The 12,619-nt window shown below is 58.0% G+C and carries 9 protein-coding genes; 2 read left to right on the forward strand and 7 right to left on the reverse strand.

The window, feature by feature from the left end; genetic code table 11:
• Positions 1-82: 82 nt before the first annotated feature.
• Genes HALA3H3_RS18300 through ptsP form a run of 3 tightly spaced genes read right to left on the reverse strand, consistent with a single transcriptional unit; the run spans position 83 to position 5,672 of the window.
• A complete protein-coding gene (locus HALA3H3_RS18300; RefSeq protein WP_022523008.1) occupies positions 83-1,822 on the reverse strand; it encodes a PTS fructose-like transporter subunit IIB in 1,740 nt (579 codons plus the stop codon).
• Entirely contained in the window at positions 1,819-2,802 is a 984-nt protein-coding gene (pfkB, locus tag HALA3H3_RS18305) for a 1-phosphofructokinase (protein WP_022523009.1), read from the reverse strand. The genes HALA3H3_RS18300 and pfkB overlap by 4 nt, the downstream gene beginning before the upstream one ends.
• A complete protein-coding gene (gene ptsP, locus HALA3H3_RS18310; protein WP_022523010.1) occupies positions 2,802-5,672 on the reverse strand; it encodes a phosphoenolpyruvate--protein phosphotransferase in 2,871 nt (956 codons plus the stop codon). The genes pfkB and ptsP overlap by 1 nt, the downstream gene beginning before the upstream one ends.
• Positions 5,673-5,972: 300 nt before the next feature.
• Between ptsP and cra the strand changes: the two genes are divergently transcribed.
• Positions 5,973-6,950, forward strand: coding sequence for a catabolite repressor/activator (cra, locus tag HALA3H3_RS18315; protein ID WP_022523011.1), 978 nt, complete (start codon positions 5,973-5,975; stop codon positions 6,948-6,950).
• On the opposite strand, the gene HALA3H3_RS18320 is transcribed toward cra, so the two are convergent.
• On the reverse strand, positions 6,947-7,423 hold the full coding sequence (locus HALA3H3_RS18320) for a methylglyoxal synthase (RefSeq protein ID WP_022523012.1): 477 nt from the start codon (positions 7,421-7,423) through the stop codon (positions 6,947-6,949). The two genes, cra and HALA3H3_RS18320, sit on opposite strands and share 4 nt — an antisense overlap.
• A 104-nt stretch (positions 7,424-7,527) precedes the next feature.
• Positions 7,528-9,030 (reverse strand): pyruvate kinase, encoded by a 1,503-nt coding sequence (pyk, locus tag HALA3H3_RS18325; protein ID WP_022523013.1) that lies wholly within the window; start codon positions 9,028-9,030, stop codon positions 7,528-7,530.
• A 211-nt stretch (positions 9,031-9,241) separates the two neighbouring features.
• On the opposite strand from pyk, the gene gap reads away from it, so the two are divergent.
• A complete protein-coding gene (gene gap / locus HALA3H3_RS18330; RefSeq protein ID WP_009287089.1) occupies positions 9,242-10,246 on the forward strand; it encodes a type I glyceraldehyde-3-phosphate dehydrogenase in 1,005 nt (334 codons plus the stop codon).
• A gap of 14 nt (positions 10,247-10,260) precedes the next feature.
• On the opposite strand, the gene HALA3H3_RS18335 is transcribed toward gap, so the two are convergent.
• Both HALA3H3_RS18335 and HALA3H3_RS18340 read right to left on the reverse strand, forming a co-directional pair.
• Entirely contained in the window at positions 10,261-11,310 is a 1,050-nt protein-coding gene (locus HALA3H3_RS18335; RefSeq protein ID WP_022523014.1) for a LacI family DNA-binding transcriptional regulator, read from the reverse strand.
• Positions 11,311-11,475: 165 nt separating this feature from the next.
• Positions 11,476-12,582 (reverse strand): ABC transporter ATP-binding protein, encoded by a 1,107-nt coding sequence (locus HALA3H3_RS18340; protein WP_022523015.1) that lies wholly within the window; start codon positions 12,580-12,582, stop codon positions 11,476-11,478.
• Positions 12,583-12,619: the final 37 nt, after the last annotated feature.

The raw sequence follows: 12,619 nt of genomic DNA on the forward strand, positions 1-12,619 counted from the left end.
CGTGAAAAGGTATTAAATGCGTAAAGCGACGTATTTAAAAGAGCAGGCATGTTCGCCTGCCCTCATTTTTTGGTAACAGCGGTTAGGTGGCGAGTGCTACCTGGGCTGCATCACGTTTGATAAACGCATAGCTTAAACCGGTCACCAACGAGCCAGCCACAATAGCGCCAAGGTAGAGCAGTACCGGGGTAATGGCGTTGGGAATCAGCAGTACGAAGATACCGCCGTGAGGAGCCATGAGTTGCGCACCTACCAGCATCGAGAGGGCGCCTGTGAGTGCGCCGCCCACCATGCAAGCGGGGATAACACGTAGCGGGTCTTTCGCCGCAAAGGGGATTGCGCCTTCACTGATAAAACAGAGGCCCAGTACAAAAGAGGCTTTGCCTGCTTCGCGCTCCGGTGCTGAGAACTTGTTGCGCGCTACAAAGCTGGCAATCCCCATACCAATGGCAGGTACCATCCCCGCCGCCATAATCGCCGCCATGGGGCCGTAAGTTTCAGAGGCTAGCAGGCCTACGCCAAAGGTGTAAGCGGCTTTGTTGACCGGGCCACCCAGATCGAAGCACATCATCGCGCCGAGCAGAATACCCAGCAGCACCGCATTAGTGGAGCCCATGGACTCCAGGAAACTGGTCAGAGCATTAAGCAGCGCCGCGACCGGTTCGCCAATCACATAGATCATGGTCAGGCCGGTGACCAAACTGGCGACTAGCGGAATGATCAGAATCGGCTTCAGGGATTCAACGCTAGAGGGCAGTTTGACGTAGCGAGTAACCGCCAGCGCCACGTAGCCCGCCAGGAAACCCGCCAAAATACCGCCGATAAAGCCTGAGCCGATATTGGCCGCCAGCATGCCACCAATCATACCCGGTGCGATGCCGGGGCGGTCGGCGATGGAGTAGGCAATATAACCTGCCAGCACTGGAATCATCAGTGCAAAGGCGGTGCCACCGCCGATCTGCATCAGCGCGGCGGCCAGAGTGCCTTCCTGCTCAAAGGCCTCAATACCGAACACAAAGGAGAGTGCAATCAGTAGGCCGCCCGCCACCACCATTGGCAGCATAAAGGAAACGCCGGTGAGCAGGTGCTTATAAACGCCTTTCTCTTTGACGCTCTTATTTGCTGTGCCCGCATTGCTGCTGCCGTTCTCTATGGCGGCCTCGCTGAGCGCAGCTTCAAGCGTGGGGCGTGGTTTTTTTAGCGCGTTGCCAGTAGAAGTGCGGTAGATGCGCTTACCAGCGAACCGCGACGGATCAACGTCGATATCGCAGGCCAATACGACTATGTCGGCGTCGGCGATCTCTTCTTCGGTCAATTTATCTTGTGCGCCCACCGAGCCTTGGGTTTCCACGCGAATGGCGTGGCCCATGGCTTTGCCCGCCTCTGCGAGTGCTTCGGCGGCCATAAAGGTATGCGCCACGCCGGTGGGGCAGGCAGTGACAGCAACGATTTTCTTGCCACCCGCGCTGTTTGCAGCGGTAGATGTGCTAGTAGTAGAGGCGGCAGGTGCGCTATAAATCGGCGCTTCACGCTTAGCCTGGGCTAGAAAAGCGCTGGGGTCGGGGAGTGCGCTGGCAATCGGCGCTTGGAATAGCCGCTTGCCTTCAAAGCGCTCTGGGGCAGGCACGTGATCGGCGGCGACCACGATCAAATCGGCATTGGCGATCTGCTCGGCAGTAGCGGCCTGGAGAGGCGCGACTTCGCCGTGCATTTCCACATGCGCCGACCAGCCTTGGCGCTGGGCGGCTTGTTCCAGGCGCTTAGCCGCGAGGAAGGTGGTCGCCATGCCGCTGGGGCAGGCGGTAATCAGAATAATATTCATAGCGTGGCTCCCTCGGTGATGGTGTCGTCAAGACGCCGTATCCGGGTGTGTTGTTGGAGTGAATCGAAATCGGCAGCGTGGGGGTTGCCCACGCCAACATGGCGCACGGCCTCGGCCGAGAGCGCGGTGGCAAAGCGCAGCGTCTGTTCAGCGTCTTGCTGGCCGTTCTGATGAGTCAGCAGGCCGTGGAGCATGCCCGCGACAAAGGTATCGCCAGCGCAAACGGTATTCGTCGCGGTAACCTTAGGAGGTGTGGCGTGCCAGGCACCTTGAGCGTTAACCCACAACACCCCTTCGGCACCCGCTGAAATCAGCGCATGGGCGATGCCGCTTTTATGCAGCCGTTTAGCCGCATTCAAGCGCATATCGGAAGAGGTCATATCTTCGCCCGCCCACTCTGCCAGTTCATTTTCATTAGGCTTTACACCGGCGGGGTGAGTCGCTATGGCCGCATTGAGTGCCGGGCCACTGGTATCTACCCAGAGCGGTACGCCGCTGGCGTTTAAGTGGTTTAACAGCGCGCTGAAATCAATCAGTGACAGCCCCGGGGGGAGGCTGCCCGCCACAACGACCGCCTGGGGTGGCGTCGCGCTAGAAAGCTCAGTATTTAGCGTGTCGATCAGCGCCTGCAAATGCGTGGCGTCAATGGGCATGCCGGGGCCATTAATATCGGTAACGCGGCCGCTTTGTTCCGCAATTTTGGCATTAATACGGGTTTCTCCCGGCACGCGCACAAAGGCGTCGGTCAGGGAGTACTGGGTAAATGCCAATTGAAAGGGAGCGTCGTTATCGGCACCTAAAAAGCCGCTGACGGTGACGTCGTGACCAAGACCCGCCAATACGCGAGCAACGTTAACGCCTTTGCCCGCTGCTTCTAATTGGGCGCTAGTGGGGCGGTTGACGCTGCCTAGCACCAAGGCGTCAAGGTTAAACGCCAAATCCAGTGCCGGGTTCAGGGTAATGCATAGCACGCGGGCCATTAGCGCGCCTCCAGTGCATCGCGCACTTCATCGCTAGTCGCCTGATTCAGCGCTAACTGAGCGCTGGCTTGGGCATCAGCGAAGTCAAACTCGCGCAGGCGGGCTTTGACCAGCGGGATCTGCCGCGCGCTGACGGAGAGCTCGTCCACGCCAAGGCCTACCAGTACCGGAATGGCCACGGCGTCTGAAGCCAATTCGCCGCACACACCGACCCATTTGCCTTGGGTATGGGCAGCCGCCACGGTCATCTGAATCAAACGCAGCACAGCAGGGTGTAAGCCATCGGCTTGAGCAGAGAGCTCTGGGTGGCCGCGGTCGATAGCCAGGGTGTACTGGGTTAAGTCATTAGTGCCTACTGAGAAAAAATCCACCTCGGCGGCAAGGCTGGGTGCCAGCAGCGCGCTAGAGGGTATTTCAATCATCACCCCCAACTGCACATCGGTGGCGCGCTGGGAAGTAGGGATCTCTTTGAGTAGGCGATCGTAGATGGCTTTTACAGTGCGGAACTCAGCGATATCTTTGACCATCGGCAGCATAATCCGCAGGGGACTATCCTTGCCTGCCATCAATAACGCACGCAATTGGGTCTCGAGCACTTCGGGTTGTGTCAGCGCTAAGCGAATACCGCGTAGGCCCAGGAAGGGGTTGTCTTCTTGGGGTACCGGCCAGTAGGGGAGTGGCTTGTCGCCGCCGACATCTAATGTGCGCGCTACCAGCGGGCGGCCATCCAGGGCGTCAATTGCCTGACGGTACTCGCTAATCTGAGTGGCTAAGTCTGGTGCGCTGGCGTGGGCCATGAACAGGAATTCAGTACGCAGCAGGCCAACGGCCTCAGCGCCACGCTCTACTGCATCAGCGGCGTGGGCAGTGTTGCCCAGGTTGGCGGCAACTTCGACACGGTGCCCATCGCGAGTTTGGGCGACCTCGAAGCGGCTTTCCCAGGCATCGGCTTCGCGCTGCTGGAGGTCTAGTAACTGCTGCTCGGCACGCTGTAGGCGCTCTTCGGAAGGTTGCGACGTCACTCGGCCACGCTCGCCATCCAGAATCATCATGCTGGCGTTGTTAAGCGCCATCACCGCTTGACCCGCGCCCACCACGGCGGGAATGCCCAGTGCACGGGCCAGAATAGCGCTGTGCGCCGTGGCGCCACCGCGAACGGTAAGCAGGCCGCGGACACGGGAAGTATCCAGCCGGGCCACATCGGAAGGGCCGATATCGTCCATCACCAGAATATAAGGGTGATCCGGCGGTTCGGGGAGCGTCACATCGCAGAGTACGCCCAACACCCGGCGACCTACGTCGCGCAGGTCGGCAGCGCGTTCGGCCAGCAGGCGGTCAGCGAGCATCTCCTGGGCGTGGGCCGCGGTTTCAATCGCTTCCCACCAGCCCGCTTCCGCTGAGCGCCCTTCACGAATGGCATCCGTCGCCGCGTGATGGAGCTCCGGGTCGTCGAGCATCTCTTCGTGCATTGAAAGAATATCGGCGACTTCGCCACCGGGGGCGTTATGCACCAATGTCTGCAGCTGGGCGGCGCCCTCTTTCAGCGCGCTATTTAAACTGCTGATTTCGTGTTCAGCGTCGCTGGCGTGCTCGGCGTACTCGAACTGCATCGGGCGAATGACAAATACTGGCGCAATGGCCAAGCCCGGCGAGGCGGCCACGCCGGCGTGGGGCGTATCGGCAGCGAGAGGCTCAACGGCCGGTGTAGCGGTGCTCGCTTCCTGCGTGCTATCAAAGCCGCCGTCAAAGGGCGTTACTTTTTCTCCCAGGCCCGATTCAACAGCCTCGGCGACGGCCTCTAGCGCCGCGCTTGCCTGCTCACCCTCGGCTGACAGCACCAGCCACTGGCCGCGGCGTGCGCCCAGGCCAATCACTTTGGTTAGACTGGCGGCGGAAACCGGGGTGGCGCTGCCTTCTTCCAAACGTGCCTGAATCGGCATGGCCTGGGCGCGCGCTATCTGTACCAACTGTTTGGCGGGGCGAGCGTGCAGCCCATGGGGGTTGAGCACCCGTACCCGACGGGTTTGGGTATTTGCGGTTTCGCCCGCCAGGGTGGCTAACAGCTGATCGCTGGTTTTGCCCACCAGGCTTTGGCTTTCGCTGTTTTCCAACACCGCCATCAGTTGCTCTAGCAGGAGGCGGTGGGCATCGCCATGGGCGGCCAGGCAGAACAACGCATGCACCGGATGACCAGCACTTTCCAGGGTTTGTTCAGCAGGTGTGGCCACCCCAAGCGCGGGCTGATTAACGCCCTGGGCGCTGCTAGCCAGCCACAGTCCTTTACCTAACCAGGTCGGCTGTGCCGCGGCGACGGCGGAAATAAAGCTGTTATCGACACAGCCGCTTTGGCGTAAGCGGGCGGCTGCAGCCAGAGCGAGTTCTTGTGGGTCGCGTGCCGGAAAGTTGACGCATAGGGTGTCGGCATCCAGGCGCGGTTCTAATGCTGGTTTCGAAAGCAGCCGCGCTACATCTGCCGCGGAGGTGGCGTTTGCCAGTTGCTCGGAAACGCCTTCGCGATCCAGCACATGGGTGAGCTGGCGCAGAATATCCAGGTGCTCATCATTCTGGGCGGCAATCGTTACCAGTACGTGCACCTGCTGGCCGTCGTGCCACTCGACCCCTTGTGGAAACTGCAACACGCGCACGCCCGTCTGCTTCACATACTGACGGCTTTCCGGTGTACCGTGGGGTATTGCGATGGCGTTGCCTAGAAACGTTGATGATTGTGCCTCGCGGGCGTGTAGGCCGTCGCGGTACTCGGCCTCAACCAATCCGGCCTCAACCAGCGCCTCAGCGGCACTGTCCAGCGCGGTTTGCCAGCTGTCGGCGTGGCGGTCTAGCAAGATGTCATCGGGGCCGAGTGTCAACATAGTATTCTCCTGTAAACGCGCACTGTCGGCATTTTAATGGGGCAGCGTCGACGCAGCGTCGTGTACATAAAGTGATCGTCGTTAAATGATCATGGTAATGGCGTTGATGCCAATGAGATGAACCGTGCCGTTTCAGTCGGTTTATCCTTGCCATTAAATCTGGGTATGGTGCTATTAAATCTGCACATAGTGCTATGCTGAATCGATTCACTGAATGACACAAGGTTTGAGCTTTTAGACTTTGGTCTGGTAGGCGCTAACTTGCTGATAAACTGCCCGGTCACACCAGGGGGAAACCGCATGACACTTGCCGATATTGCCCGGCTAGCCGGCGTCTCGCGCACCACTGCTAGCTACGTCATTAATGGTCAGGCCGAGCAGCGCCGCATTAGCGCAGCGACAATTGAAAAAGTGATGGCGGTGGTGCGGCAACACCGCTATCACATTGACCCTCAGGCGGCTGCGCTGCGCCGGGGTGCAAGCCGCTTGCTGGGGCTTATCGTGCCGGATTTGGAGAACATTAGTTATGCTCGCCTAGCCAAACGCCTGGAGCGGGGTGCACGGGAGCAGGGTTATCAGCTGTTGATCGTAAGCTCAGATGACTGTGCAGAGAGTGAACGGACACTCGCGTTGGCGCTGCGTGCGCAACGCTGTGAGGTGTTGATAACCGCCAGTTGCTTGCCTAGCGACGATACTTTTTATGCCGACCTGGTAGACGAGGGATGGTGCGTGGTGGGGATGGACCGTGGCCTCAACCCGACGCGCTTTGCCAGTGTCGTGAGTAACGATCAGGAGGCGGCTAAGACGTTGACCCGTTCGGTGATCGGCGCGGCGACCAAGCGTATTGCCTGGTTGGAAGCGATGCCGGAGCTGTCGGTTAGCTGTGAGCGGCGGGTGGGTTTTCAGGCGGCCCTTGAAGGCAGCATGATTGAACCGCTTTATCTTACCGGGTCGCACTATGAACGTAGCGAAGGGGCGCGTTTAGCGATTCAATTGCTGGATGAACAGGGCGGTGCCGACGCACTGGTGACAGCGTCCTATACGCTGATGGAAGGGGTGTTTGATGTATTCTTGGAGCGTGGTGGCCTGCCGGAAAATATGCGTCTGGCCACCTTTGGTGATCACCGGCTGCTGGATTTCCTTCCTCAGCCAGTGAACTCGGCGCTACAGGATTATGACCGTATTGCCGAGTTAACATTGCGCTGTGCCCTAGCTGCTATGAACGGCCACTATGAGAGCGGGCTGCAGGTGGTGGCGCGTCATCTGCACCGGCGTTAAACCGTGCGCGCCTGGGCCCAAGCTGCTGCATCTGGTATCGACATATCGTAACTCTCGCTCAAGTAGGGCGAGGAGAGCACGAAGTCGGCGCTCGCCGCATTGCAGGCAACGGGGACATTCCACAGCGCCGCTAAACGCAGCAACGCTTTGACATCCGGGTCGTGGGGCTGGGGCGAGAAGGGATCCCAGAAGAAGATCAGCACATCCAGCCGCTGCTCCGCAATCCGAGCGCCAATCTGCTGGTCACCGCCCAGGGGGCCGCTCATTAGACCCTCGACTTCTAACCCTAACGCGGTTTTAAGCCGCTTAGACGTTGTTCCCGTGCCAATCAATTCGTGCTGGCTCAGCGTATCCTTCCAGCGAGTTGCCCACTCAAGCATTTCGCTCTTCTTGCCATCGTGGGCAATTAGCGCAATACGCTTGCGCGCTTGCAGCGTACGGATGGCTTGGCGGGGCGGTTGCGCGTCACTCATTTCGTCACTTCCCTCATGGTTCTATTGCCTTTCGGTCTTATGGCCGAATGGCTTTTCTTTTTAAAGGTCGCAAAAGCTAAAAGCTCGCTACAGAGGTTAGACCGTTACTCACTATCAAAGGCAAGGATTTTCATCGTATTAGTGCCCCCATGGGCATTCATATGGTCGCCGCGAGTGAGAATGACATGCTCGCCAGGGTGGATAAATCCCTGTGCCTGCAAGCATTTCAATGCTTCTTGGTTAAGGTTGGCCGGATCCATCTCGGTGGTGTCGAAAGGAATTGAAACCACGCCACGATAGAGCGCCATACGCCGCTGGGCGATAGGGCTGTGAGCCAACCCTACGATAGGCAGGCCGGAACGAATGCGCGATGCAATCAGCGGTGTATAGCCTGTGGAGGTCATGCAAGCGATGGCGCTGACCCCGGATAAGTGATTCGCAGCATACATCGCCGATAGCGCGATGGTTTCATCGATGCGCTCAAAGCCCTCATGAATACGGTGGCCTGACTCCTGAGCGAGACGCTCACGCTCGGCACCCAGACACACACGGTTCATCGCTTCGATGGTTTCCACCGGGTAGTCACCTGCGGCGGTTTCCGCAGAGAGCATCACTGCATCGGTGGCGTCGAGCACCGCATTGGCCACGTCGAAGACCTCGGCGCGGGTGGGCAGCGGCGACTCGATCATCGATTCCATCATTTGGGTGGCGGTAATGACGGCGCGGTTGAGTGTGCGTGCGTGCTTGATAATGCGCTTCTGAGTACCAATCAGCGCGGCGTCGCCAATCTCAACGCCCAGGTCGCCCCTGGCCACCATGACCGCCTCAGAGGCTTCAATGATGCCATCCAGCGTAGCATCGTCGGCAACCGCTTCGGCGCGTTCAAGCTTAGCCACCAGGCCGATCTCTTTCCCGGCTTCGCCAAGCAGCTCGCGGGCTTCTTGCATATCTGCGGCGCTGCGCGGGAAGGAGACGGCTAAGTAGTCAACGCCAATCTCAATAGCGGTTTTTAGATCGGCCTTATCTTTCTCAGTAAGGGCGGGCGCTGAGAGTCCGCCTCCCTGTTTGTTAATGCCCTTATTGTTGGAGAGCTTGCCGCCTACGTGAACGCGGGTATGCACTTCTTGTCCAATTACACGAGTGACATCGAGTACCAAACGGCCATCGTCGAGCAGTAGGCGGTCGCCCTCAACGACATCATCGGCCAGTGTTTGATAGTCGCAGCCGACGCGTTCTGCAGTGCCGCTATTGGCGTCCAGCGCCATGTCCAAGACAAATGCCTGGCCGACATCGAGGTTGACGGCGCCTTCGACAAAACGCGCAATACGAATTTTCGGCCCTTGCAGGTCGCCCAGCGCAGCAACGCTGCGGCCAAGGCGCTCGGCGATCTCGCGGACTTCGTTTAAGCGGCGGCGGTGGTCATCTGCCGAGCCGTGGGAGAAGTTAAGCCGCACCACATCCACACCGGCTTTTAGCATCGCTTCCAGCACGCCTGGGCGATCACTGGCGGGGCCGAGTGTGGCAACAATTTTGGTGCGCCTTAAAGGCGTATGGGAATGAGGGGTGGTAGACGCCGGTGCTGCTGTATTCGAGGTTGCATTCGTCATGGGCGCTCTCCTTGAGTAAGGGGATTGTGGGCAATTTAGTATTGGACTACGATAGCGTTTATATAGTAATTTTACTACATATTGGATATTTACTAGCCTTTTGGGGCGGTTGAAACGCTGTTTATCGGCCTCATGACGCTTAAATACGTATTTTTAGTAATTTTTTTACTAAAGGTGCAGATTGTTACTATTGGTCAATTGAGGAGCTATCATGACAATAAGAGTTGCGATTAACGGATTTGGCCGTATTGGCCGCAATGTACTGCGCGCCCTTTACGAAAACAGCTACCGTGACCGCGTACAGGTCGTCGCCATTAACGATCTCGGCGACCCCTCGCTAAATTCCCACCTGCTGCGTCACGATACCGTGCATGGCCACTTCCCCTTTAAGGTAGAACACGACGCCGAGAGCATCACGGTGGATGGTGATCGTATCGCCATCTCCTCAGAGCGCGATCCAGCGGAGTTGCCGTGGGCATCGATGAATATCGATCTGGTGATGGAGTGCACCGGGTTGTTTACCAAGCGCGAGGCGGCGGCCAAGCATATCGAAGCGGGTGCCAAGCGCGTGCTGATTTCCGCACCCAGCCCCGACGCTGATGCGACGATTGTGTATGGCGTTAATGACCAAGTGTTGACCGCTGAGCACACGGTTGTCTCTAATGCTTCCTGCACCACCAACTGCCTAGCGCCGGTCGCGAAAGCGTTGAACGATGCAGTCGGTATCGAAAACGGTTTGATGACCACGGTGCACGCTTACACCAATGATCAGAACCTCTCGGATGTTTACCACTCTGACCCCTACCGGGCGCGCAGTGCAACGCACTCCATGATCCCGACCAAAACCGGTGCTGCCGCAGCGGTGGGCTTGGTGCTACCAGAGCTGGCGGGTAAATTTGATGGCCTAGCCGTTCGCGTACCGGTGATCAACGTCTCGCTGGTGGATCTGACCTTTACTGCCAGTCGCGATACCACTAAAGAAGAGATTAATGCCATCGTTGAGAAGGCCGCGGCTAACTCTCCGGTATTGGCTGTTAACGCTGAACCGCTGGTCTCTATTGATTTCAATCATGATGCCAACTCATCGACCTTCGATGCTAATCACACCCGCGTGAATGGCCGTCTGGTTAAAATCATGGCGTGGTACGACAACGAGTGGGGCTTCTCCAACCGTATGCTGGATACTGCGCTTGCCATGCAGGCGACTGCTAAGTAATACCCTCCTAAGGGCTAAGGGCAGGTGTCGCCCAGCAGCAGCTCAGTTTGCAGCAACTGCTGGGCGAGGGGGATGCGGCCAAGAATCATCTGCGCTGCGACTCGCCCTTTGCCCACGCTATCCTGGCGCACCGTGGTTAAACGCGGTGCGCGGTACTGTCCTTCAGCAATGCCATCGAACCCGGTAATGCGTAACTCTTCCGGCACCCGTATACCGCGCTGCTCGGCCAGCGTTAGCGCCGTGAGTGCAATACGGTCAGACATGCACAGCAGCAGGTCTGGCCGTTGTTCTAGTGGCTGGTCGAGAATCTCGGCAATCACCGGCGAGCACACCTCAAAGGTATTCTCCTCGATATTCCAGAGCGGCACTTGCGCCACATCCACACCTTGCTCACTCAGCGCGTTATGAAAGCCCTCTAGGCGGGCACGGCTAATGGTGCTGGTGTTGGGCAGCAGCGTGTGCTCGGCCGTCACGCGGCCGTTGCAGACCTCTTTGGTTAAGCGCAGGTTGATAATCGCCGGGCGTTTGGGCAACTGGTTAAGCGCATGCTGGGCGATTTTATAGCTAGCAGCTGTATCATCGATATGCACCGTCGGGCAGCCTTCAATAACAAAATCGACGGCCACCAGGGTGCGTTGGGCGGGCAGTTCATCGAGCAGCTTATTGTTGGGCATTAATCCATAAACGATAAAGCCATCGGCGATATTGGCGGAGCCCGGCGGCTGTGAGGCATGGCCGCGACCCGGCAATAACAGCAGCGTGTGGCCGTGGGCATCAAGAACTTCGGCAACCCCTGATAAAAACTCGCTGGCCACGGCGTCGTTCAAACTGTAGGTCAGGCTTTCCGCAAGAATCACCGCAATAATCCGCGAGCGGCCGGTGCGCAGGCTGCGCGCTTTGGCGTCAGGGCCGCTGTACCCCAGCCTTTTCGCCTCTTTGAGTATGCGTTCGCGCAGGGCTGGAGAAAGCTGATCCGGCCGGTTAAAGGCATTGGAAATCGTGGCAGTGGAGACGTTGAGTTCCTGCGCAAGATCCTTGAGTGTCATACGGCGCTGATCAGTCACGGTACTTCCTTATACAGGCTTTTTTAATAATTGAAGATTAGCTATTCAAAGGATGTGCATAATAAAATCGACCCGCTGTGTGCTGCCACTCCCCATGATAAGCGAAGGGAAGGTTAGGCACACACAGAGGGTCGTTAAAGCGGGTATCTTGGTTGACTCTTGTGCTTAAGCCGCTGCTTGTTGAGTGGATAACGTCAGTGCTGCACCGCTCTCATCAAACAGGTGTACTTTTTCCCAGTCCGCTGCCAGTGATACCTGCTGGCCCTCCTGCCACTGGCTGGGTGCTTCGCTGCGATGGATCAACAGCGTGTCGCCCTGTTTGGGCTCAAGGTAGACGTAAACTTCGTTACCTAAATACTCGACATTGACGATATCGAAGCAGTTGTCATCAGTGGGTGCCGCTAAGCATAGGTGCTCTGGGCGAATGCCGAGGGTCAATGCTTCGCCGCTTTGCCGCTGCTGGGCATTCTGGGGCAGGGCGAGCTCGCCAACTCCTACGGCTCGCACACGACAGCCGTTGGCGTCACCAGCGAGTAACTCTGCGGGCATGAAGTTCATGGTGGGCGAGCCGATAAACCCGGCAACGAATTTCGTCGCCGGGCGCTGGTACAACTCGTGGGGGCTGCCTACCTGCTCAACGTGTCCGCCATTGAGCACCACAATTTTGTCGGCCAGGGTCATGGCCTCCACCTGGTCGTGGGTCACGTAAATCATGGTGGAACCAAGGCGGTTATGCAGCCGTGCGATCTCGTTACGCATTTGTACCCGCAGCGAGGCATCCAGGTTGGAGAGTGGCTCGTCAAACAGCAGAATACGCGGTTCACGCGCCATGGCACGGCCCATAGCCACCCGCTGGCGTTGGCCCCCGGAAAGGGCTTTTGGCTTACGGTGCAGAAGCTCTTCAAGCTGCAAAATCTTTGCCGTGCTCATGACCCGTTCGTGCACGGTCTCTTTGGCGGTCTTGGCCAGTTTCAGGCCAAACGCCATATTGTCGTAAACGGTCATATGCGGGTAGAGCGCATAGGATTGAAACACCATGCCCACACCGCGTTCCCGCGGTGGCAAGTCATTGACCACGGTGTCATCCATGCTCAGGTCGCCATCGCTAATCGATTCCAAACCGGCGATCAGGCGCAAAAGGGTCGACTTGCCGCAGCCGGAGGGGCCAACGAAAACCACAAATTCGCCGTCGCCAATATGTAGGTCCACATCGTTAATAATGTGATCGCTGCCAAACACTTTGTTGATCTTACTAAGCGTAACACTTGCCATAGGTGACTCCTTGCCGACCTCAATGCTTATGTCTTCT

Origin of the sequence: Halomonas sp. A3H3, assembly GCF_000982975.1 — a bacterium.
Classification (GTDB): Bacteria; Pseudomonadota; Gammaproteobacteria; order Pseudomonadales; family Halomonadaceae; genus Vreelandella; species Vreelandella titanicae.

Excerpts from the sequence above, each read along its gene's own strand:
- HALA3H3_RS18300 (WP_022523008.1), bottom strand. The coding sequence starts at position 1,822 with ATGAATATTATTCTGATTACCGCCTGCCCCAGCGGCATGGCGACCACC.
- pfkB (WP_022523009.1), bottom strand. The coding sequence starts at position 2,802 with ATGGCCCGCGTGCTATGCATTACCCTGAACCCGGCACTGGATTTGGCG.
- ptsP (WP_022523010.1), bottom strand. The coding sequence starts at position 5,672 with ATGTTGACACTCGGCCCCGATGACATCTTGCTAGACCGCCACGCCGAC.
- cra (WP_022523011.1), top strand. The coding sequence starts at position 5,973 with ATGACACTTGCCGATATTGCCCGGCTAGCCGGCGTCTCGCGCACCACT.
- HALA3H3_RS18320 (WP_022523012.1), bottom strand. The coding sequence starts at position 7,423 with ATGAGTGACGCGCAACCGCCCCGCCAAGCCATCCGTACGCTGCAAGCG.
- pyk (WP_022523013.1), bottom strand. The coding sequence starts at position 9,030 with ATGACGAATGCAACCTCGAATACAGCAGCACCGGCGTCTACCACCCCT.
- gap (WP_009287089.1), top strand. The coding sequence starts at position 9,242 with ATGACAATAAGAGTTGCGATTAACGGATTTGGCCGTATTGGCCGCAAT.
- HALA3H3_RS18340 (WP_022523015.1), bottom strand. The coding sequence starts at position 12,582 with ATGGCAAGTGTTACGCTTAGTAAGATCAACAAAGTGTTTGGCAGCGAT.